Origin of the sequence: Rhodococcus sp. AQ5-07, from assembly GCF_009707305.1 — a bacterium.
Taxonomy (GTDB): domain Bacteria; phylum Actinomycetota; class Actinomycetes; order Mycobacteriales; family Mycobacteriaceae; genus Rhodococcus_F; species Rhodococcus_F erythropolis.
In genome coordinates this window covers 1,517,813-1,539,151 of sequence record NZ_CP046099.1, presented here as the reverse complement: position 1 = coordinate 1,539,151, position 21,339 = coordinate 1,517,813, and the positions used below count along the sequence as shown (strand labels likewise).

Genomic DNA, 21,339 nt, shown 5'->3' with positions numbered 1-21,339 from the left:
ACGATATATCGCCATATCGGGTTGCGCAACATTTTTGCTGCACACAAGCATGCCTTGGAGAACTCGAAAATCAGCCGATGCGGCGTGGGTCGATCTGAATGCGGACCGGACCCGATGACTTCCGCGCACTGCGCGCGGCCCTCGCATGTGCCAGAGCGTCCGCAAGGCCGCGACCGTCCTTGCGTGGAACGCGGACCAGCATTCGCTCCGGCGCGACACCGCTCTCGTCCTCACCGGAATACGGAAGCCTCTCCCCCGCAGGCAATTCCACTGGTCCGAGTAGTACAGCACTTGCCGGCAGATCAGCTGAGTCCACCAACTCCGCAATTGCTGCGGATCCACCGTCGATCGCAGCCATGTGAACGGCCGGAGGAAAGCCGACCTCGTCCCGTTCCTCGAATTGAGACTGTGCGTGCCCCACCGGATCCCATCGGACCAACGCCTGCACCGTCGGGATACCCGAGTCTGCGACAACCACAACTTCACCACCTTCGGACAGCGGAATCACCATGGCAGCAGCCGACATCCAGCGTCTGAGTGTTTCCTCGGCGGCGCGAAGATCGGGCCGACCGAGCAGTGCCCAACCGTCGAGCAAGAGCGCGGCGCCGTAGCCGCCGGTCATCACCGGCTCCGCACCCACCGTCGAGACCACCAACGCGGGCCCGTGTGGCAGTTCCTTGACCACATCACCGCCTCCGGACAGAACCACTTTCACACCGGGAAAAGCGCGCCCGAGTTCTTCGGCGGTCCGGCCGGCACCGACCACCACCGCGCGCAACGCTTTCGCCCCGCACGCGTGACATCGGTAGGCGGCATCGGCAACCCCGCACCAGCGGCACGCCGGTGTCCCGGCGCCGTCGGGACCTGCCGCAGCGGGAAGAGCCAGTGGGCCGTTGCACCGACGGCACCGTGCCGGGGCACGGCACTTTCCGCAGGCCAGGGTCGGTACGTACCCCCGCCGAGGCACCTGCACCAGGACTCCGTTGCCCTCACCCAGAGCGCGCCGGGCGGCCGCGAATGCAATAGCGGGCAAACGAGCCGCTCTGGCTCCCGGATCGCGGGCCAAGGCTTGATCGCTGTCGGCAAGCGCGGTGATCTTGGGTGCGTGAGCACGAACGACGTCCCGCGTAGCGACCAGATCGTGCGCCCATCCCGAGTCGACGAGTACCTGCGATTCTGCCGTACGGGAGAACCCACCGATCACGACGGCGCACCCGGCGACGTAGCCACGCAGGACGGCAACTTCGCGGGCATGTGGATACGGCGACCGCGGCTCGGACAAGTTGTCGTCGCCGTCGTCCCAGACGACGACAAGACCGGTCTCGGGCGTCGGCGCAAAAACTGCACTGCGCGTGCCGACGACGATCCGGGCGGTCCCGCGCAGTGCAGCGAGCCACCTTCGGTATCGCATGGCCGGCCCCAGGCCTGCGGACAGACCCACCACTGCATCCGCTCCGGAGAGTTCGGTACATGCGGCGACGACGCGGTCCAGGTCGCGTTGATCGGGCACAACCAGGATCGCGGATTTGCCACTTGCCGCTACAGCCCCGGCCAATTCGGCCAGGCGCAGTGGCCAGTTTTCACCAGGCAACGCCTGCCAGACCGCACGCGGGCTTTTCGACTCGCGAATCGCGGACAGGAAGGCGTCACCGAATCTGTAGAGATGCCAACCATTTTCGATCGGTTCAGGAGCGGACGGCGGCTCGGCGGGCTCCCACGGTTCCGCCTCGACCTTCGCGTGGCGCGGCGGTACCGCCAAACGGAGAACGTCAGCACGGGTTCCGGCATAACGCTCCGCCACACGATCGACGACTTGCGCGATTTCGGCCGTCAGGACCCGCTCGGACGAGATGACGCGTTCGAGCCAGCCGAACTTCCCCTGATGGTCACTGGTGGCCTCGCGCGAGACGATGAAACCGTCCACCAGACGACCAGCGAAGCGGATGCGCACCCGGACTCCGGGCTGCGCATCCGCTTCGAGTTCACGAGGAACGAGGTAGTCGAATTCACGGTCGAGGTGAGCGAGCGGGAGCATCGGCAGCACCCGGGCGACCGGATCGACTTCTGCCGCTACTCTTTCCGCGCCCACCCGCGCCCCGTCTGTACGTCAGTGATCAGAGACCAGCTGCGCTACGCAGCTTGTCGGCGCGATCGGTGCTCTCCCACGGGAGGTCGATGTCGGTGCGACCGAAGTGACCGTATGCCGCCGTCTGCGCGTAGATCGGACGCAGCAGGTCGAGGTCGCGGATGATCGCTCCCGGACGCAGGTCGAAGATCTCGGTGATCGCCTTCTGGATCCGTGCCGGATCGGTCTTCTCGGTGCCGAAGGTTTCGACGAAGAGTCCGACCGGAGCTGCCTTGCCGATGGCGTATGCGACCTGAACCTCGATGCGGTCGGCCAGACCTGCGGCAACAGCGTTCTTGGCCACCCAACGCATGGCGTAGGCAGCGCTTCGGTCGACCTTTGACGGGTCCTTGCCGGAGAACGCGCCGCCGCCGTGGCGAGCCATTCCGCCGTAGGTGTCGACGATGATCTTGCGGCCGGTCAAACCGGCGTCACCCATCGGGCCACCGAGGACGAACTTGCCCGTCGGGTTCACCAGCAGACGAACATCGGAGGTGTCGAGATCGGTGAGGTTCACGTCGGTCAGCACCGAGTGAAGCACCTTCTCGCGAAGATCGGGCGTCAACAGGTTGTCGAGGTCGATGTCAGCGGCATGCTGGGTGGAGATGACCACGGTGTCGAGACGGACAGCCTTGTCACCGTCGTACTCGATGGTGACCTGGGTCTTACCGTCCGGGCGCAGGTACGGCAGCACGCCGGACTTACGGACCTCGGTCAACCGGCGAGAGAGACGATGAGCCAACGCGATGGGCAGCGGCATCAGTTCCGGCGTGTCGGTGGTGGCGTAGCCGAACATCAGGCCCTGGTCGCCCGCACCCTGACGGTCGATCTCGTCGTCGCTGATTCCGTCGACGCGAGCCTCGTGCGAGTGATCGACACCCTGCGCGATCTCGGGCGACTGCGCGCCGATCGCGACGTTGACGCCACAGGAGTTACCGTCGAAGCCCTTTGCCGAGCTGTCGTAGCCGATCTCGAGGACCGTGTCGCGCACGATCTTCGGAATGTCTGCGTACGCAGTGGTCGTGACCTCGCCGGCTACGTGAACCTGGCCGGTGGTGACCAGAGTTTCGACGGCCACGCGGGCGCGCGGGTCCTGGGTGAGCAGCGCGTCGAGGATCGAGTCGCTGATCGCGTCACAGATCTTGTCCGGATGCCCCTCGGTGACGGACTCGCTGGTGAATAGCCGACTGCCGGACTTGCTCACAGATCTCCCTCTCGACGACTGAGTTCTTGACTACAGCTTATTGAAGTATCCGAATCACCGTTCGGTGACCGTTTTGTCATGCTTTGTTAGCTGGGGGCTGAGCCGACGATAACGGTTGGACCGCCTGCGCAACACCCTTGTGCTCACCCGATTATCGTGGGGTAACTCTCACCATCGGGCGCGTGTCGCTACTCGGGGAAGAGCTTGACCAGGGCGTCGAGTACTCGACTGGCCATCAAAGCCTTGGATCCGTGCTCGAGCGCGGACTCCGAGCCGTCGGAACCGAGCAGCCAACCGTCGTTGTGATCGACCTCGAACGCCTTGCCCTCGCCGACCGCATTGACCACGAGGAGGTCGCAACCTTTGCGGGCAAGCTTGGAGCGGGCGTAACTGAGAACGTCACCGTGGGCGTCACCGGTCTCTGCGGCGAATCCGACGATCACCGTTCGAGCGTCCAGATCGCCGTCACGACGCGCTTCGACGAGACCGGCGAGGATGTCGGCATTTCTGGTGAGGCTGATCGAGTCGGGTTCGTTTGCGCCCTTCTTGATCTTGCTGCCTTCGACGGTGGTGGGGCGGAAGTCCGCGACAGCTGCAGCCATGACGACTCCGTCGTGTCCCGGTGCGTGCTTCTCCACTGCCAACCGGAGATCTTCGGCCGTCTTGATGTGCACGACGTCGACAGCGGCGGGGTCGGCAAGATCGGCCGTGTAACCGGCGATCAGCGTGACGTGAGCGCCGCGTTGGGCGGCCAGACGGGCGAGCGCGTAGCCCTGTTTGCCGGAGCTGCGATTACCGAGAAAGCGCACCGGATCGAGCGGCTCGCGAGTACCGCCGGCGGTGACCAGAATGCGGCGACCTTCCAGGTCGCGCGGCAACGCGTCCGAGCGCTCGAGGAGCAACGATGCCAACCCGACGATCTCGTCGGGTTCGGGAAGTCGACCGGCTCCGGTGTCTTTTCCGGTCAAACGCCCGGAGGCAGGTTCGATCACGTGGACGCCGCGCGAGCGCAGTGTCGCCACGTTGGACACCGTTGCGGGGTGCTCCCACATCTCGGTGTGCATTGCGGGGGCGAAGACGACCGGACAGCGTGCGGTCAACAAGGTGGCTGTCAACAGGTCGTCCGCGCGGCCCATGACAGCTCGCGCCATCAGATCAGCGGTTGCCGGCGCGATGACAACGAGATCGGCTTCCTGTCCGAGGCGGACATGCGGAACCTGCGGGACGTCGCTGAAGACGCCGGTGTGAACCGGGTTGCCGGAGAGTGCTTCGAACGTGGCGCGGCCGACGAACTCCAGAGCGGATTCGGTCGGAATCACGCGGACGTGATGACCGCTCTCGGTGAAGCTGCGGATGATCGAGCACGCTTTGTACGCGGCGATACCCCCACCGACACCGACGACAATGCGCTTACGTATCGATGTGGGCGCGTCGGACACTCCCCCGACACCCGAACGAGGTTCGGGTGCGGCAGACGTGGTGCTCACTCGCCTTCGGTGTGCTCGAGGAGATCAGCGTGGATTTCACGCAACGCGATGGACAGCGGCTTTTCCTGCAGACCGGGCTCGACCAGAGGTCCGACGTATTCGAGGATGCCGTCACCGAGCTGGTTGTAGTAGTCGTTGATCTGGCGCGCACGCTTGGCCGAGTAGATGACCAGGGCGTACTTGGAAGAGGTGCGTTCGAGCAACTCGTCGATCGGCGGGTTGGTGATGCCGAGCGGGGTGTCGTAGGCAGGCAGAGCGCCCTGACCTGCTGCGGACGCGGCTGAAGTGCTGCTCACTCTTGTGTCTCCTGAATTAGATCTTCATTGAAGAACTAGTTTTATCGATCCGGATATCTGAGAAACGGGGTGGAAATCGGTTCCCGAAGGGTGCGGAATCAGTTCCCAACCAACAAGGATACCAACTCATCGCAAGCACGGCTTACATCCTCGTTCACGATGACCGTGTCGAACTCGTCCTGCGCGGCCAATTCCACTCGGGCCGTCTCGAGTCGGCGTGCCACGACGTCTTCCGTTTCGGTTCCCCGTCCGGTCAGCCGTTGCACCAGAACGTCCCAGCTCGGTGGAGCCATGAACACCAACAGAGCTTCGGGCATCGCCTGGCGGACAGCTCGTGCTCCGGCGAGATCGACCTCGACGAGTACGGGCTTTCCAGCTTCGAGCGCTTCTTCGATCGGCGCTGCCGGGGTGCCGGAGCGCTGTAGACCGCCGTGGATTTCCGCCCATTCGAGAAGTTCACCGGAGTCGATCATCCGTTGAAATTCTTCACGGGAGGTGAATCGGTAGTCCTTGCCGTCCACTTCACCGGGACGGGGATCGCGAGTGGTCGCCGAAACGCTGAAAACGAGTTCAGGCAACCGAGTTCTCAGCTCGCGAACGACGCTGGACTTACCGACAGCCGAAGGGCCGGCCAGTACAACCAGCCGACCCCTCCGCACTGCGGTCTTGCTCTCTGACACTGTTGCGTCAGCAATCATCAGACACTGCCGCGTCAGCAATCATCACTTGTCGGCTCAGGCCTCGAAGTCAAACTTGGTGAGCAGAGCCTTGCGCTGCCGATCACCGAGGCCACGAAGGCGACGGGTCGGTGCAATCTCCAGCTCGGTCATGATCTCCTGAGCCTTGACCTTGCCCACCTTGGGCAGCGCCTCGAGCAGTGCCGAAACCTTCATCTTGCCCAAGATTTCGTTGTCTTCGGCGTCCTTGAGGACCTGCTTGAGGTCGGTGCCGCCACGCTTCAGGCGCTCCTTGAGCTCAGCCCTGGCCTTGCGGGCAGCAGCTGCCTTCTCCAAAGCAGCAGCGCGCTGCTCATCAGTCAACTGGGGAAGGGCCACGGTTCCTCCGTCTCGTCGTGTGCAAATTTTGTCTATTCCGCTGATAACCAGCAGCGATAGCGACCGTACTCACGCCTGGCGCGAATTGCTAACCCACCCCCCGCGGTCCGATGCAGATCGCGGTGGGTTATGCGCGTCGAATCGATGTCACACATCGTCGCCGTTTTCGGCTGGATCGAGACGGATTCGACGCAACACGAACGTGCGTGCAGTACCGAAATAGACTGTAACACAAAGCATTTCGATACATCGGGTGCGACGTCCCCATGCGTGTGTGCGAAATCGTTACCTGCGGGAATGAACGTGGTCGCCGACACATCCAAAAATTTCGAGCATTTTCGACGCCCATGCGCGTGTCGCGGCCTGTTTTCAGGTCGGCAGCGACGATTTCGGATCGTCGGCATCGACCGTGTCCGGTTCGGTGCGGCTCACGCCGGGGGCGGCCAGAGCGAGTACTACCGCGAGGCTCGCCCAGAGCAATGAATTCTCCAGGACGAAGCCGACGACCGGGATATCCATGTCCGCGCCGACCCGAGGAAGCCGAAACAGCACGACCGCAGCGGTGAGACCGATCGCGATCCAGGACCACGCGGGTACCGATCGGGTGTCCTCCCCCACGCCCGACTTGATCGGAACGAGGAGCACACCCACCGCCGGCACCAACCACACGAAGTGGTGGGTCCAGGCAATGGGAGTCACGATTGCCGCCAGCAGAGCAACCACCGTGAAACCGGCAAGATCACCTCGCAGGCGCTGAGCGCGCCGCGTCGCGACAATTCCGAGGACACCCAACACTGCACAGGCGACGAGCCATGCCGGACCCACCAGGCCCTCGGGGAGTAGCCGTAAGGCCATTCCACGCACGGACTGGTTACCGAACACGGACGGGTCACCGACCGCGACGCGCCCCGAGAGTGAGGCGATGTCACCGAAGTAGTCGATCGTCTGGCGCGGGAGAACGGCAAAGCCGAGTGCCGTGGCGCCGAGGAAGCCGGCGAGGCCGCCCGCAACTGCTTTCCAACGCCCGGTGATCACGTAGTAACCGATGTAGACGAGAGGCACCAGTTTGACGGCCCCGGCGATCCCCACCAGCACACCCTCGGGAATCCACCGTGGTCGAGCCAGCACGTCGATCAGGCACAGGAGTGTCAGGAACAACCCGACCTGCCCGTACCCGAGGTGATCGGAGATCGGCGATGCCGCCGTCCACAGGACCAGGAAACCCACGTAGACGACGACGGGCCGCCTACGTGTGAACGGGACCTCGCGATAGCTGAGCACGATGATCGCGGCCAGCATCAGGAGGCTGACGAAACTCCATCCCCACTGGACCGCACCCCAGGAACCCAAGGCGACCGGAACGGCGACGAGCGCAGCGAAGGGCGGATAAGTGAACGGCAGTCTCGCGTTGAACGACTCGTCGTACAGGTTCGAGCCGTCGAGGACGGCTTGACCTGCCGTCCGGTACACGGCGAGATCGTCGCCGTGTACGCCGGTGACGGATTGGAACCCGGTGGCGAGCAGCGCGCACGCCGCGACGAGAAGTCCGATCTGCCACCAACGATTCACCGACGGACGGTACCACCGGGTTCCACCGCTCGAACGAGCCTCGAGGTCACTCACGGATCAGTGCGCCAATGCGGCTTCGATCTCGTCTCGGTCACGCATTGCTGCCTCCCGAAGTGCCGATACCGAAGGACCATGCTTGAGCACCCCACGGGAAGTGTTCGGCAGCAGGAGCTCGGTCGATCCCGCGAAGATGTCTGCGAGATCCGCTGCCGTCGCACCCTGCGCGCCGAGCCCCGGAGCGAGAATCGGGCCGTTGAACTGCGACAGGTCCAGACCGTGGTCCCGAGTTGCACCGACCACCAGTCCGACGGTGTCACGGCCGTCGGAGTTCGCGTCGACCGCAGCGTTGACGATCGACTGAGCCACGCTCACACCGTCAGCCGACGACTGTTGAAGTACGCCGCCTTCCGGATTGGAGGTTCGTGCCAGCACGAAGATCCCGCGTGCGTTCTGCCTTGCCAGTTCGAGTGTCGGAGCCAACGCCCCGAATCCCAGGTACGGCGAAACGGTGACCGAGTCGGAGGCCAACGGCGAATCACCCAACCAGGCTTGCGCGTACGCGTCCATCGTCGAACCGATGTCACCGCGCTTGGCGTCCGCGACGACAAGCGTTCCAGCATCGCGAAGAACCGAGATGGTCCGCTCCAACACGGCGAAGCCGGCGCTGCCGTACGCCTCGAAGAACGCAACCTGAGGTTTGACGAGTCCAACCTCACCGGTGAAGGCCTCGACGCAGATCTCGGCGAAAGTCTCCAGACCTTCGGCGGTACGTGGCAGTCCCCACGCGTCGAGAAGCGCGGGATGCGGGTCGATACCGACGCACAGCCGCCCCCGGTCCGCGATCGCGGACCGGAGACGATGCCCCCAACTGTGACTCACGACTGCTGTGCCGGCTGACGAAGACCTGCGTGCAGTTCCTGCAGGGAGTGAACTCCGATGTCGCCGCGGATGGCCGCTTCGATGCCCTGCACGGCTGCCGAGGCGCCCTGGACCGTCGTGATGCACGGGATGTTCGACGCGACTGCTGCGCTTCGGATCTCGTAGCCGTCGACACGCGGACCGTTGTTGCCGTACGGGGTGTTGATGACCATGGCGACCTCACCGCTGCGGATCTGGTCGACGATGGTCTCGGCACCGGCCGGAACATTCTCACCCGACTGCTTGTACACCTGCTTGCACTCGATACCGTTGCGCCGCAACACATCTGCGGTTCCTTCGGTGGCAAGGATGGTGAATCCGAGATCTGCCAGGCGCTTGACCGGGAAGATCAGCGAACGCTTGTCCTTGTTGGCGACCGAGACGAACACCGCGCCTGTGGTGGGCAACGACCCGTAGGCGGCCGTCTGCGACTTGGCAAAAGCCGTACCGAAGTCGAAGTCGATACCCATGACTTCACCGGTGGACTTCATTTCCGGGCTGAGCAAGGTATCCACGCCGGTACCGTCGGCGCGGCGGAAGCGGTTGAACGGCAACACAGCTTCCTTGACCGCGATCGGTGCACCGGCCGGGGTGTTTCCACCGTCGCCGGTCGCCGGCAGGATGCCGCTTGCGCGCAGGTCGGCGATGGATTCGCCGAGCATGACGCGGGCGCATGCCTTGGCCAGCTGGACGGCCGTCGCCTTGGAGACGAACGGAACCGTACGGCTGGCGCGGGGATTTGCTTCCAGCACGTAGAGGATGTCGTCCTTGAGGGCGTACTGGACGTTGAGCAGGCCCTTGACGCCGATGCCCTTTGCGAGAGCCTCGGTGGAGCGGCGGACGTTCTCGAGGTCCGCACGGCCCAGAGTGATGGGCGGGAGTGCGCACGCCGAGTCACCGGAGTGAATGCCGGCTTCCTCGATGTGCTCCATGACGCCGCCGAGATACACCTCGGTGCCGTCGCACAGAGCGTCGACGTCGATCTCGACCGCGTCTTCGAGGAAGCGGTCGACCAGGACCGGACGATCGTCGGAGATCTCCGTGGCACGCGAGATGTAGTCGGCGAGTGAAGCCTCGTCGTAGACGATCTCCATGCCGCGCCCACCGAGCACGTACGACGGACGCACCAGCACCGGGTAGCCGATGCCTGCTGCGATCTCGCGGGCGCCGTCGAACGTGGTGGCGGTACCGAACTTCGGTGCAGGCAGACCGGCTTCGGTGAGCACGCGACCGAATTCGCCGCGGTCCTCCGCCAGGTCGATGGCTGCGGGGCTGGTTCCCACGATGGGAACGCCGGCAGCTTCGAGGCGCTTCGCCAATCCGAGCGGGGTCTGGCCGCCGAGCTGGACGATGACGCCGGCAACGGTGCCCGACTGCGCCTCCGCGCGGTAGACCTCGAAGACGTCCTCGAATGTCAGCGGCTCGAAGTACAGGCGATCAGCGGTGTCGTAGTCCGTGGAGACGGTCTCGGGGTTGCAGTTGACCATGACGGTCTCGTACCCGGCCTCGGACAGCGTCTGGGCAGCGTGGACACACGAGTAGTCGAACTCGATGCCCTGGCCGATGCGGTTGGGGCCGGATCCGAGGATCAGAACCTTGGGTCGCTCGGTCTGCGGAGCAACTTCGGACTCGGCCTCGGGATCAAGCTCGTAGGTCGAGTAGTGGTACGGCGTCTTGGCCTCGAACTCTGCGGCGCAGGTGTCGACGGTCTTGTAGACGGGGCGCACGCCCAGCTGATCACGCAGAGCGCGAACGGCGTCCTCACCTGCGTGCGTGTCACCACCGAGTTCGGGGCGCAGAGCCGCGATCTGGCGGTCCGAGATGCCGTGGTACTTGGCCTGACGCAGGGCAGCCTCGTCGAAAGACTCTGCAGCGCGAAGCTTTTCACCGAGCTCGTGAATCTGCTGGAACTGGTCGAGGAACCACGGATCGATCTTGGTGGCGTCGAAGAGCTGCTCGACAGTTGCGCCGAGGGCGAATGCCTTCTCGATGCCGTACATGCGGCCGTCCTGCGGAACGCTCAGATCGGCGAGCAGGGCGTCCAGGCTCTCCGTCTCGATGTCGGCGCCGGTCCAGTAACCCGCACGCTTGGTCTCGAGTGAACGCATGACCTTGCCGAAAGCCTCGGTGAAGTTGCGGCCGATGCTCATGGCCTCGCCTACCGACTTCATCGTGGTGGTCAAGGTTCCGTCGGCACCGGGGAACTTCTCGAAAGCGAACCGCGGAGCCTTGACGACGACGTAGTCGAGTGTCGGCTCGAAGCAAGCCGGGGTTTCCTTGGTGATGTCGTTGACGATCTCGTCGAGCGTGTAGCCGATGGCAAGCTTGGCGGCCATCTTGGCGATCGGGTAACCGGTCGCCTTCGACGCCAGCGCCGACGAGCGGGAAACGCGCGGGTTCATCTCGATGACAACCAGGCGGCCGTCCTTCGGGTTCATCGCGAACTGGATGTTGCAGCCACCGGTGTCGACGCCCACCTCACGCAGAATATCGATGGAGAGGTCGCGCATCGCCTGGTACTCGCGGTCGGTCAGCGTCATCGCGGGAGCGACGGTGACCGAGTCTCCGGTGTGGACACCGACCGGGTCGACGTTCTCGATGGAGCAGACGATCACGACGTTGTCGCGACTGTCGCGCATCAACTCGAGTTCGTATTCCTTCCAGCCGAGGATGGATTCCTCGATCAGGACGTTCGCCGTCGGCGACGCGGCCAGACCGCCACCGGCGATGCGGTTGAGATCGTCGACGTCGTACGCCATGCCGGAACCGAGGCCGCCCATGGTGAAGGACGGACGCACGACAACCGGGTAACCGAGTTCGGCGACCGTGGCGTGTACTTCGTCCATCGTGTAGCAAACTGCGGACTTCGCGGATTCGCCACCGACCTTGGCGACGATGTCCTTGAACTTCTGGCGATCCTCGCCGCGCTGGATGGCGTCGAAGTCGGCGCCGATCAGCTCGACGTCGTACTTCTCGAGGATGCCCTGCTCGTGCAGCGCCACTGCGGCGTTGAGAGCGGTCTGACCGCCGAGCGTCGCGAGGACGGCGTCGATCTTGTTGCCCTGCAACGCTTCCTTGGCGATGACCTTCTCGAGGAACTCGGCCGTGATCGGCTCGACGTACGTGGCGTCGGCGAACTCGGGGTCCGTCATGATGGTGGCCGGGTTGGAGTTGACCAGGCTGACGCGTAGGCCCTCCTCCTGGAGGACGCGGCAAGCCTGGGTGCCCGAGTAGTCGAACTCGCAGGCCTGACCGATGACGATCGGACCGGAGCCGATTACCAGGATGTGCTTGAGATCTGTACGGCGTGGCATTAGTTCTTGACTCCGGTTTCTTTCCGTGCGGAGAGCAGGCTGGTGAAGCGGTCGAAGAGGTACGCAGCGTCGTGCGGGCCGGCTGCCGCCTCCGGGTGGTACTGCACCGAGAAGGCCGAATCGTCGAGCAGGCGAACACCTTCGACGGCTCCGTCGTTGGCGCAGGTGTGGCTGACCACCGCGCGACCGAACGGGGTGTCGAATTCCTGGCCGGCTTCGCCTTCGAGCGCGAAGCCGTGGTTCTGCGCGGTGATCGCGATGCGACCGGTCTGATGCTCGATCACCGGGATGTTGATGCCGCGGTGGCCGAACTTCATCTTGTACGTGCTCAGGCCCAGGGCGCGGCCCAGGATCTGGTTGCCGAAGCAGATACCGAACAGCGGCAAGCCCTGTCCGATGACCTCTTTCGTCAGGTGCACTGCGCCGTCGGCGGTGGCCGGGTCACCGGGACCGTTGGAGAGGAACACTCCGTCGGCCTTGAGGTCGAGGATCTGTTCGAGACTCGCATTGGACGGCAAGACGTGGACGCGGATACCGCGCTCGGCGAACATGCGCGGGGTGTTTGTCTTGATACCGAGATCGATCGCGGCAACCGTGTACAGCGCCTCCCCGCCCTTCGGCTCGACGACGTAGCCGCTGGTGGTGCTGACTTCACCGGCAAGATCGGCGCCGAGCATGGTCGGCTGATCCTGAACCCGTCGGACCAGTTCGTCATCGGCGGCGATGGCTTCACCGGAGAAGACGCCTGCCTTCATCGAACCGCGAGTACGCAGGTGGCGAACCAGGGCACGAGTGTCGATCCCGGCGATTCCGACGATGCCCTGCTCTTCGAGCTTGGCCTGCAGCGAACCGGTTGCACGCCAGCTCGAGGTGACGCGCGAGGGGTCACGAACGACGTACCCGGCAACCCAGATCTTGGCGCCGGCACTCTCGCCGGTCGGTCCGACCGACTCGTCGTCTTCGTCGTTCCAGCCGGTGTTGCCGATCTGCGGCGCGGTGGAGACCACGATCTGGCGGTGGTAGCTGGGATCGGTGAGCGTTTCCTGGTAGCCGGTCATGCCGGTGCTGAACACCGCTTCGCCCAGGGTCTGTCCAACCGCACCGAAGGTGGTTCCGCGGAACACCCGTCCGTCTTCGAGGACCAGTACTGCGGGGCTGTTGCCAAAGCCGCTCATGCGTTCTTTCCGTTCTGCTCGATGTCGCCAGAGCTTGCGTCTTCGTTGTCATTCGTCTTGTTCGAGGCAGTCTTGTTCGAAGCAGTTACCGGCTTGACCCAGTCCGGATAAACCGTCTTGTCGTCACCGCGCACGCCCGTGTCGATCTCGGTTCCGCTCGGCAATTCCCAGCGCATCACCAGGACGCCGTCCTTGCTCATGACCTTGCCGGCAAGACCGTTCTCCGTGCGGATTGCGCGGATCGACTTCTCCGGAATCCAGATTGCCGACGCACCGTCACGCTCGACCAGAATTCCGCCGCTGTAGCGGCTGATCTCGCAGGTGGCGCGGAAACCGAGGTCGCCGACGGCGATGCGGTCCTGCCAACTGGGTGCGATGGTGCTACCGACGTACAGGCCGGTGGTCGGCAGGACGAGCAGTTCACCCAGGGTTGCCGGTACCGTCGGCAGTTCGCCGATCTTGTCTTTCTGCCGTCGAGCGCGTCCACGCCAGCCGACGTACATCAGGCCGATCATCGCGACCCAGAAGATCGCCAGACCGATGATCCACAGTGCTCTGTCCATGACGCGCTACTCCTCGCTACTCCGCAGCCGCACATTCCCGTCGTGTGCGGTGATGCGGCCACGTAACAGTGTGGTCGTGACCCGTGCGGGCAATGTCATCGACTCGTACGGAGTGTTATGCGCGACACTCGCCAGGTCGGGGCCGTGGACCGTCCACTCGGCCGACGGATCGACCAATGTCAGGTTGGCCGGCTCCCCCACCTCGATGGGACGGCCTTGATCTTCGAGTCCGACGATCGCCGCTGGGCGCTCGCTCATGACCCGGGCAACACCGCGCCAGTCCAACAGGCCGGGCTGGACCATCGTCTGCACGATGATCGAGAGCGCGGTCTCGAGGCCGAGCATTCCGGGGCGGGCGGCCGCGAATTCGCAGCACTTGTCCTGCTCGGCGTGCGGTGCATGGTCAGTCGCGACGCAGTCGATGATGCCCTCGGCCAGACCCTTGCGCAGGGCAGCAACATCGCTGGCCTCACGCAACGGCGGGTTGACCTTGTTGATGGCGTCGTACGTCTCGAGACGTGAATCATCGAGGAGCAGGTGATGCGGGGTGACCTCGGCGGTGATCGAAATCCCTTGGCTGCGAGCCCACTTCACGAGTTCGACGGTTCCGGCGGTGGATGCGTGGCAGATGTGAACGCGGGCGCCGGCGTCACGCGCGAGCAGTGCGTCACGGGCCACGATCGATTCTTCGGCTGCTCGCGGCCAACCGGCCAGTCCGAGACGCGCGGCCGTGGGACCCTCGTGGGCGACCGCACCGACCGTCAAACGCGGTTCTTCCGCGTGCTGCGCGATCAGGACGCCCAACGAGCTGGAGTATTCGAGCGCGCGACGCATGATCAGTGGGTCGTAGACGCAGTGACCGTCGTCGGAGAACATCTTGACCTTGCCGACGCCTGCGGCCATGGTCGCCATCTCGGCGAGCTGCTTGCCCTCCAGGCCTGCGGTGACTGCGCCGACGGGGTGGACGTCGACGAGGCCGACTTCCTGTCCGCGTCGCCAGACGTGATCGGTGATGACCACCGAATCGGCGACGGGGCTCGTGTTCGCCATCGCGAAGACCGCGGTGTATCCACCCAGAGCGGCCGCGGAGCTTCCGGTTTCGATGGTCTCGGTGTCTTCGCGACCAGGCTCACGTAGATGGGTGTGCAGGTCCACGAAGCCGGGAAGCAGGATCTGCCCGCCGGCATCGATCACCTCGGATGCCGTGGCCGGATCGAGGTCCACGCCGATCTCGAGGATCGTGCCGTCGCCGACGAGTACGTCGGTGGGCTCACCTTCTCCGTAGATCAGGACTCCGCGGAGCAGGACACTCACGGGTGATTCTCCGTTCTCGTTTCTGGTCACAGCGCACCGTCCTCCGACCCGACCAGCAGTCGGAACAAGACAGCCATGCGCATGTGTACGCCGTTGGTAACCTGTTGCAGTACAGCAGTTTTCGAGGAATCGGCGACGGCGGATGCGATCTCCATGCCGCGCAGCATCGGACCGGGGTGCAAGACCACCGCGTGGTCGGCCAGCATCGCCAGTCGCTTCTCGGACAGGCCGTAGTTGATCGAGTACTCGCGCTGCGAAGGGAAGAAGCCGCCGTTCATGCGTTCGGCCTGAACCCGCAGCATCAGCACCGCGTCGAGTCCGGGCAGTTCGGCGTCGAGCGAATGCGAGACCGTGACCGGCCACGTGTGCGCGCCGACCGGCAACAGTGTCGGAGGCGCCACCAAGACGACCTCCGCGCCGAGCATCGAGAGCAGCAGCGCGTTGGACCGGGCCACACGGCTGTGCAGAATGTCGCCGACGATCGCGATCCGCTTGCCCTCGATGTCGCCGAGGCGCTGGCGAAGGGTCAAAGCGTCGAGAAGCGCCTGAGTTGGATGCTCATGCGTGCCGTCACCTGCGTTGATGACTGCCGGGCCACCGTCGTCGGCCGCTCCGGTCCACTTGGCGATCTGATGGGCGGCACCCGAAGCCGGATGCCGCACGATGAGGGCGTCGGCACCGGCCGCGCGCAGGGTCATCGCGGTATCGCGCAGGGATTCGCCCTTGGACACCGAGGAACTCGATGCGCTGACGTTGATGACGTCCGCGCTCATCCACTTGCCGGCCACCTCGAAGGACACCCGGGTGCGCGTCGAGTTCTCGAAGAACACCGTCATGACAGTGCGTCCGCGCAGCGTCGGGAGTTTGCGTACTTCGCGGCCCAGCAGCGCCTGCTCGAAGCGTTCTGCCTCGTCGAGAAGTTCTACCGCGGACTCACGATCGAGGTCCGCGATGGAAAGAAGGTGCTTCACGCGCTCTTACCTCCGGAGATGACTACCGCTTCCCTGCCGTCGTGTTCCTGGAGGAGAACCTTGACGTCTTCTGACCTCGCGGTCGGGACGTTCTTGCCGACGTAGTCGGCGCGCAGCGGCAGTTCGCGATGACCGCGATCGACCAGCACTGCGAGTTGGACGGCCCGGGGGCGACCGAGATCGCGCAACGCATCGAGGGCGGAGCGCACGGTGCGACCGGAGAAGAGGACATCGTCCACCAGGACGACCAGAGCATTGTCGACGCCACCTTCGGGGACGGACGTGCGCTCGAGCGGGCGATGCGGCTTGGTGCGGAGATCATCACGGTAGAGCGTGATGTCGAGAGATCCGATGGGAAGACGCACACCGGAGAATTCTTCGATCTTGGCGCGCAGTCGCGTGGCGAGGGTGGTTCCGCGCGTCGGGATGCCGATCAGGACCACACGAGGGGCTGTTCCCTCGGGTCCGTCGAGTGCGGTTTTCTCGATGATCTCGTGAGCGATCCGCGCGATGGTCCGGCCCACATCCTGGGCGGACAACAATTCACGGGTCTCACTACTTGCCTCGGCACCAGCGGATGCCTTGGCGCTGCCTGGACCTGCAAGATCGGATGGGCGAGACCCTTCGGGCACGCTCATACAGCGACCTCCTTCTCCGCCTCACTGGACGGATCGTTAAAGGATGTCTGACGGTCCCCACCCTATCAGCCGACAGACCTGATCCCGCCGTGCGAGCAGCGACTGAGACCGGTTGTGTGCAGACACACAACGCGCACGGTGACACTCGCACGGCGGTGGTGGAACAGAACTTGCTACTCGGTACCCGAATCCGATTCCTGCGCGCGCTGCGAGGTCGCAGCTGCAGCCGATCGAACCTGCGGCGCAACGAGAACGACCTGACCGAGGATTCCGTTGACGAATCCCGGAGAGTCGTCCGTCGAGAGCTGCTTCGCGAGTTCGACGGCCTCGTCCACGGCGACAACCGGCGGAACGTCCGTCGCATGGAAGAGCTCCCACACGGCGATACGCAGAATCGCACGGTCGACGGCGGGCAGACGCTCGAGCGTCCAATCCTGCAGATGCGAGGAGATGACCTGATCGATCCGGTCCAGATTCTCCGCAACGCCGGACACCAACGTGACGGTGTAGGCCGCGACGGGTGCTACCGCGTCGTCCTTGACGGACAGATCGGAACGCTCCGATGCGAGCGCGACCGGATCGAGGTCACGTGCCTCGGCTTCGAAGAGGAAGTCGACGGCACGCTTGCGCGCCTTGTGGCGTGCACCGAGTTTCTTATGTGTGCCGGACACTCAGGAATTCACACGCCCGAGGTAGTTGCCGTCACGGGAATCGACCTTGAGCTTGTCACCGGTGTTGATGAAGAGCGGCACGTTGATCTCGGCACCGGTCTCGAGGGTGGCAGGCTTGGTGCCGCCGGTGGAGCGGTCGCCCTGCAGGCCCGGATCGGTGTGCTTGACGACGAGCTCGACCGTGACCGGAAGCTCGACGAAGAGGGGAACGTCTTCGTGGGTCGCGACCTGGACGGCCATGTTCTCGAGCAGGAAACGCGACTGGTCGCCGACGGTGGATTCACTGATCGACACCTGGTCGTAGGTGTCGCCGTCCATGAAGATGTAGTCGCTGCCGTCGTGGTACAGGTAGGTCATGTCACGACGGTCGACCGTGGCGGTCTCGACCTTCACACCGGCGTTGAACGTCTTGTCCACTACCTTGCCCGAGAGCACGTTCTTGAGCTTGGTGCGCACGAAGGCAGGGCCCTTGCCGGGCTTGACATGCTGGAACTCGATGATCGTCCACAGCTGGCCTTCGATCTGCAGAACCAGACCATTCTTGAAATCACTGGTGGAAGCCACTTGCTTCGCGTCTCCTAGGGGTCGGGAAACCGTCTCAGACGACGGTAAGGTCTTTTGCGGTCAGTGTGAGCAGCTCTGGCCCCTGCTCACGAACAACGAGCGTGTCCTCGATCCGTACACCTCCGCGCCCGGAGAAGTACACGCCCGGCTCGACGGTCACCGCCGCGCCGGAAAGAAGTGTACCGGTGCCGAGCTTGCCGATTCCCGGTGCTTCGTGGATTTCGAGGCCGACACCGTGGCCGAGGCCGTGCAGGAACAACTCGCCGTAGCCTGCATCGTCGATCACCGAACGGGCGGCGGCGTCCACGGCCGCACATTCGACACCCGGAGCGAGGGCATCGCAACCGGCAGCTTGTGACCGCGCGACGAGTTCGTAAATCTCCCGTTGCCAATCGGAAACGGACTCGAGCACGTACGTCCGGGTCATGTCCGAGTGGTACCCACCGACCTGTGCGCCGAAGTCGAGTTTCACGAAGTCACCCGACGCCAGGATCGCGTCGGTCGGTCGGTGATGCGGAATCGCCGAGTTGGCGCCTGCCGCCACGATCGTCTCGAAGGAAATACCGTCTGCGCCGTTGTCGAGCATCAGGTTTTCCAGTTCACGACCGACCTCTCGTTCGGTTCGGCCAGGTCGCAGACCGCCGCGAGCGATCAACTGCGCCAACGCGACATCAGCTGAAGTGCATGCGGCGCGCAACAACTCCACCTCGTGCTCGTCCTTGACCATGCGCAACTGTTCGACGAGTCCACTCGCCGGTTCGAACCGGATCTTCGGTGCTGCCTCGGTCCATGCGCGATGTTCGGCGAACGTCGCGACGTGTGACTCGAACGCGAGAACGGGCATCGTCGACTTCTCGATCAAGTGCGCAGCACTCGAACGGGCGATTTCAGCGCGCAGGTCCGGAACCTGCTCCGCCACCTGCGTCACGTAACGACCGTCGGTGCAGATCACCGTCGCGCGTTCGTCGGACGCCGAATCGGACGCACTGACGACGAGCGCCGCATTGGAACCGGTGAAACCGGTGAGGTACCTGATGTTGAGGAGATCTGTGACGAGAATCGCGTCGAGTTCGCGCTCCGCGAGGAGGCGTCTGAGGGATTCACGGCGTGTTCTGAAGTCGACCGGCATCCCTCGAACCTACCGCCCTGGCAGACCTGCCGATCAACTCGAAACTCACGGTTACAGCAATAAGTGTGGGTTAGGCCACAAGGTGCAATGGGTTCTAGTTAGGCTGTACCCATGAATGCGTGGTTGGTACGTGGCCTCGGCATGGCCCTGATACATGTTGTGTTTCGTGCGTTGCTCGGTGCAGCAATCGCACAGTGGCCACTTCAGGGGTCCACCCTGCGCTGGCTGTCCCTGTTGATCGTCATCGTCTTCGCCGCGATCTGGGGTGGTATCGACGGCATTCGCGACCGCCGAAACTTCCCCGAACCCGAGGACGGCGCCGATCTGACCATGCTGTGGCTCAAAGCTGCTTTGGTCGGCGGATTCGTCGCCGGCGCTGCCAGCTGGGCACTCAGCCTGGTCCCCTCCCTCGAACTCACTCAGCAGGGCTTGTTCTTCGAGGTGACCTCCGGTGCGGCGTTCACGATCCTTCTCATCTTCGTCCCTGCCATGATCGCCATCACCGTCGGACGTTTCTTCGTCAGTCGTGAGCAGCGCAAGAACGGAACCGCTCCGCAGACCCCGTCCCACGAGCGTCACCACGAACCGGTGCCCGTCAGCGAGGGCTACGACTCCCCCACCGAGCAGCACGCATACAGCGGAGCCGCCATGTCCGTCGAGGAATCCGACGCCGATACCGCGGTCTTCCCAGCGATCGATCTGGGCAAGCGCGAGCAGTAACGCCCGCCGTCCACACAACCGAATGCGGCCCCGAGGAAATTTTCCTCGGGGCCGCATTCGTGTGGTCGGCCTTTCGACTTCCCTCGTTCAGCCTCGCTCGGCGAGGAACCTGATCGCCAGCGGATACGCGGCGACGCCGAGTCCGACGATCACGCCGGTCGCAATCGGACTCAGGTAGGAATGGTGCCGAAACTCTTCTCGCGCATGAACGTTCGAGATGTGCACCTCGACGAGACCTGCGGTCAGTTCGGCGCATGCATCTCGCAGGACCACCGACGTGTGCGTCAAGCCACCGGCATTGAGGATCACCGGTTCCCCCGCGTCCGCCGCGTCGTGGATCCAACCGAGCAGATCGCCTTCGTGATCGCTCTGACGGACGATCACCTCGACGCCGAGGTCCTTACCTGCCGCGACGCACAATTCGATCAGATCGTCGTGTGTGGTCGCGCCGTAGACCTCGGGCTGACGCTTACCCAGACGCCCCAGATTGGGTCCGTTGACGACGTTGATCCTCACAGCAGGACCGTTCCGCCGGCCGGCCTGGGATCACGGGCGATCGCGGAGTACGCCGCGACCAGCAGGCTCGGATCCGGCCCTTCGAGGCGGCCCGGCTTGGCGAGGCCGTCGAGGACCACGAAACGGAGTAACCCGGCACGGTTCTTCTTGTCGGTCTGCATTCCCTTCATCAGATCGCCGAACGCATCACCGTCGTACGACGTCGGCAGCCCGACGAGATCGAGGATCGACTTGTGACGATCGGCGGTGGCGTCGTCGAGTCGGCCCGCGAGCCGTCCGAGTTCGGCAGCGAAGACCAGGCCGACGGAGACAGCGGCACCGTGGCGCCACTTGTAGCGCTCACGACGTTCGATCGCGTGGCCGAGGGTGTGGCCGTAGTTGAGGATTTCGCGCAGATCCGACTCGCGCAGATCCGCGGCCACGACCTTGGCCTTGACCTCGACGGAGCGCCGAATCAGCTCGGGCAGAACAGTTCCCGACGGATCGAGAGCAGCCTTGGGATCGGCTTCGATGAGGTCCAGGATCACCGGGTCGGCGATGAATCCGGTCTTGATGACCTCGGCCATGCCTGCAACGATCTCGTTGTGCGGCACAGTCTCGAGCGTCGCGAGATCGATGAACACCGCTCCCGGCTCGTGGAACGAACCGACGAGGTTCTTGCCCGCTTCGGTGTTGATACCGGTCTTGCCGCCCACTGCTGCGTCGACCATCGCGAGCAAAGTGGTGGGGACGTGAACAACCTTGACACCACGCATCCACGTAGCCGCGACGAAGCCGGTGAGGTCGGTCGCCGCTCCCCCGCCCAAGCTCATGATCGCGTCGCTGCGAGTCAGGCCGATCCGGCCGAGCACGTCCCAGCAGAAGCCCGCGACGGCAAGATCCTTACCGTCCTCGGCGTCGGGGATTTCGATGCGGTGAGCGTCGATTCCCTTCTCTGCCAACGCAGCCCGTACAGCCTCCGCGGTCTCTGCCAGCGGCGGCTGATGGAAGATCGCGACAGTGCGCGCGCCGTCGAACTCGGCAACAAGGTCACCGAGCAGGCCGCGGCCGATCACGACCGGGTAGGGACTTGCGGTCTTCACCTCTACACGTACGGGTTCGGTCACTGCT

Annotated in this window: 20 protein-coding genes; 1 reads left to right on the top strand and 19 read right to left on the bottom strand. The window is 64.2% G+C overall.

The genetic code is table 11. From position 1 onward, the window contains the following. Positions 1 to 70: 70 nt before the first annotated feature. The 17 genes from GJB56_RS07325 to GJB56_RS07245 form a co-directional block, all read right to left on the bottom strand. On the bottom strand, positions 71 to 2,089 hold the full coding sequence (locus tag GJB56_RS07325) for a primosomal protein N' (protein ID WP_019748377.1): 2,019 nt from the start codon (positions 2,087 to 2,089) through the stop codon (positions 71 to 73). A gap of 25 nt (positions 2,090 to 2,114) precedes the next feature. Continuing rightward, positions 2,115 to 3,329, bottom strand: coding sequence for a methionine adenosyltransferase (metK, locus tag GJB56_RS07320; RefSeq protein ID WP_003944827.1), 1,215 nt, complete (start codon positions 3,327 to 3,329; stop codon positions 2,115 to 2,117). Between the two features lie 188 nt (positions 3,330 to 3,517). After that, the gene (gene coaBC / locus GJB56_RS07315; RefSeq protein WP_113683613.1) at positions 3,518 to 4,816 is read right to left on the bottom strand and encodes a bifunctional phosphopantothenoylcysteine decarboxylase/phosphopantothenate--cysteine ligase CoaBC; all 1,299 of its coding nucleotides are present in this window, start codon (positions 4,814 to 4,816) and stop codon (positions 3,518 to 3,520) included. Continuing rightward, positions 4,813 to 5,112 (bottom strand): DNA-directed RNA polymerase subunit omega, encoded by a 300-nt coding sequence (rpoZ, locus tag GJB56_RS07310; protein ID WP_003944996.1) that lies wholly within the window; start codon positions 5,110 to 5,112, stop codon positions 4,813 to 4,815. Before rpoZ ends, coaBC begins: the two co-directional genes overlap by 4 nt. A 98-nt stretch (positions 5,113 to 5,210) precedes the next feature. Then, the gene (gene gmk / locus GJB56_RS07305) at positions 5,211 to 5,810 is read right to left on the bottom strand and encodes a guanylate kinase (protein ID WP_029255329.1); all 600 of its coding nucleotides are present in this window, start codon (positions 5,808 to 5,810) and stop codon (positions 5,211 to 5,213) included. A 36-nt stretch (positions 5,811 to 5,846) separates the two neighbouring features. Then, positions 5,847 to 6,167, bottom strand: coding sequence for an integration host factor, actinobacterial type (gene mihF, locus GJB56_RS07300; RefSeq protein ID WP_003944825.1), 321 nt, complete (start codon positions 6,165 to 6,167; stop codon positions 5,847 to 5,849). Positions 6,168 to 6,536: 369 nt separating this feature from the next. Continuing rightward, positions 6,537 to 7,736 (bottom strand): glycosyltransferase 87 family protein, encoded by a 1,200-nt coding sequence (locus tag GJB56_RS07295; protein WP_020907703.1) that lies wholly within the window; start codon positions 7,734 to 7,736, stop codon positions 6,537 to 6,539. Positions 7,737 to 7,793: 57 nt separating this feature from the next. Then, entirely contained in the window at positions 7,794 to 8,615 is an 822-nt protein-coding gene (pyrF, locus tag GJB56_RS07290) for an orotidine-5'-phosphate decarboxylase (protein WP_020907702.1), read from the bottom strand. Next, on the bottom strand, positions 8,612 to 11,968 hold the full coding sequence (carB, locus tag GJB56_RS07285) for a carbamoyl-phosphate synthase large subunit (RefSeq protein WP_113683612.1): 3,357 nt from the start codon (positions 11,966 to 11,968) through the stop codon (positions 8,612 to 8,614). Before carB ends, pyrF begins: the two co-directional genes overlap by 4 nt. Next, positions 11,968 to 13,143, bottom strand: coding sequence for a glutamine-hydrolyzing carbamoyl-phosphate synthase small subunit (gene carA, locus GJB56_RS07280; RefSeq protein ID WP_003944927.1), 1,176 nt, complete (start codon positions 13,141 to 13,143; stop codon positions 11,968 to 11,970). The genes carB and carA overlap by 1 nt, the downstream gene beginning before the upstream one ends. Beyond that, entirely contained in the window at positions 13,140 to 13,706 is a 567-nt protein-coding gene (locus GJB56_RS07275; protein WP_113683611.1) for a PH-like domain-containing protein, read from the bottom strand. Before GJB56_RS07275 ends, carA begins: the two co-directional genes overlap by 4 nt. A gap of 6 nt (positions 13,707 to 13,712) precedes the next feature. Further along, positions 13,713 to 15,050: a dihydroorotase gene (locus GJB56_RS07270; protein ID WP_113683610.1), complete on the bottom strand. Its 1,338-nt coding sequence runs from the start codon at positions 15,048 to 15,050 to the stop codon at positions 13,713 to 13,715. Further along, complete coding sequence (locus GJB56_RS07265; RefSeq protein WP_003944883.1) at positions 15,047 to 15,991, bottom strand: aspartate carbamoyltransferase catalytic subunit; 945 nt, start codon at positions 15,989 to 15,991, stop codon at positions 15,047 to 15,049. Before GJB56_RS07265 ends, GJB56_RS07270 begins: the two co-directional genes overlap by 4 nt. Then, entirely contained in the window at positions 15,988 to 16,629 is a 642-nt protein-coding gene (pyrR, locus tag GJB56_RS07260; RefSeq protein ID WP_020907698.1) for a bifunctional pyr operon transcriptional regulator/uracil phosphoribosyltransferase PyrR, read from the bottom strand. The genes GJB56_RS07265 and pyrR overlap by 4 nt, the downstream gene beginning before the upstream one ends. A gap of 173 nt (positions 16,630 to 16,802) precedes the next feature. Beyond that, the gene (nusB, locus tag GJB56_RS07255) at positions 16,803 to 17,300 is read right to left on the bottom strand and encodes a transcription antitermination factor NusB (protein WP_007728014.1); all 498 of its coding nucleotides are present in this window, start codon (positions 17,298 to 17,300) and stop codon (positions 16,803 to 16,805) included. Further along, a complete protein-coding gene (efp, locus tag GJB56_RS07250; RefSeq protein ID WP_003944958.1) occupies positions 17,301 to 17,864 on the bottom strand; it encodes an elongation factor P in 564 nt (187 codons plus the stop codon). 34 nt (positions 17,865 to 17,898) lie between these two features. Continuing rightward, positions 17,899 to 18,993, bottom strand: coding sequence for a M24 family metallopeptidase (locus GJB56_RS07245; protein WP_069146550.1), 1,095 nt, complete (start codon positions 18,991 to 18,993; stop codon positions 17,899 to 17,901). Between the two features lie 111 nt (positions 18,994 to 19,104). Between GJB56_RS07245 and GJB56_RS07240 the strand changes: the two genes are divergently transcribed. Further along, positions 19,105 to 19,713, top strand: a complete 609-nt coding sequence (locus GJB56_RS07240) for a B-4DMT family transporter (RefSeq protein WP_019748369.1) — start codon at positions 19,105 to 19,107, stop codon at positions 19,711 to 19,713. A gap of 87 nt (positions 19,714 to 19,800) precedes the next feature. Here GJB56_RS07240 and aroQ read toward each other — a convergent pair whose 3' ends face one another. Together aroQ and aroB are read right to left on the bottom strand one after the other, a co-directional pair. Further along, complete coding sequence (gene aroQ / locus GJB56_RS07235) at positions 19,801 to 20,229, bottom strand: type II 3-dehydroquinate dehydratase (RefSeq protein WP_020907695.1); 429 nt, start codon at positions 20,227 to 20,229, stop codon at positions 19,801 to 19,803. Then, the gene (gene aroB / locus GJB56_RS07230; RefSeq protein ID WP_020907694.1) at positions 20,226 to 21,335 is read right to left on the bottom strand and encodes a 3-dehydroquinate synthase; all 1,110 of its coding nucleotides are present in this window, start codon (positions 21,333 to 21,335) and stop codon (positions 20,226 to 20,228) included. Before aroB ends, aroQ begins: the two co-directional genes overlap by 4 nt. Positions 21,336 to 21,339 lie beyond the last annotated feature (4 nt).

Bases quoted from the DNA above. Each gene is read 5' to 3' on its own strand.
- pyrR (WP_020907698.1), bottom strand. From the start codon at position 16,629: ATGAGCGTGCCCGAAGGGTCTCGCCCATCCGATCTTGCAGGTCCAGGC.
- GJB56_RS07275 (WP_113683611.1), bottom strand. From the start codon at position 13,706: ATGGACAGAGCACTGTGGATCATCGGTCTGGCGATCTTCTGGGTCGCG.
- gmk (WP_029255329.1), bottom strand. From the start codon at position 5,810: ATGATTGCTGACGCAACAGTGTCAGAGAGCAAGACCGCAGTGCGGAGG.
- GJB56_RS07240 (WP_019748369.1), top strand. From the start codon at position 19,105: ATGAATGCGTGGTTGGTACGTGGCCTCGGCATGGCCCTGATACATGTT.
- carA (WP_003944927.1), bottom strand. From the start codon at position 13,143: ATGAGCGGCTTTGGCAACAGCCCCGCAGTACTGGTCCTCGAAGACGGA.
- GJB56_RS07245 (WP_069146550.1), bottom strand. From the start codon at position 18,993: ATGCCGGTCGACTTCAGAACACGCCGTGAATCCCTCAGACGCCTCCTC.
- carB (WP_113683612.1), bottom strand. From the start codon at position 11,968: ATGCCACGCCGTACAGATCTCAAGCACATCCTGGTAATCGGCTCCGGT.